The following is a 311-nucleotide window of genomic DNA, read 5'->3' as shown; positions in this document are numbered from 1 at the left end:
GGTGACATTGATGTGCGCTGCTACGTCAGCACGCAGTGGTTCAATGACCGCCCGGGGGACTTTGTCTGGAGCATCCCGCTGTTCCACCAGCGCGACGTGCTGGTGGGGCGCCTTGGCGACAGCAACCCGGTCGCAGCAGAGCAACTGCCGCCCCAGGCCATCGGTACAGTGCTGGGGTACACCTATCCAACCTTGCAACCCCTGCTGGACCAAGGCCGGCTGAGCCGCGAAGACAGCCGCAGCCAGCTGCTGGTCCTGCAGAAACTGCAAGCCCACCGCTATCGCCATGCAGTGAGCAACGAGTTGTCGCT

1 protein-coding gene is annotated in these 311 nt (G+C 63.7%); it reads left to right on the top strand.

Annotation, left to right across the window (positions count from 1 at the left end; genetic code table 11):
* Positions 1–311 (top strand): transporter substrate-binding domain-containing protein (locus tag QWI16_RS07445; RefSeq protein WP_302712170.1); only part of this gene is annotated, 311 nt, incomplete at both ends.

Source organism: Gilvimarinus algae, assembly GCF_030518215.1.
In the GTDB taxonomy this organism is placed as follows: Bacteria; Pseudomonadota; Gammaproteobacteria; order Pseudomonadales; family Cellvibrionaceae; genus Gilvimarinus; species Gilvimarinus algae.
This window is presented reverse-complemented; position numbering and strand designations above follow the sequence as displayed.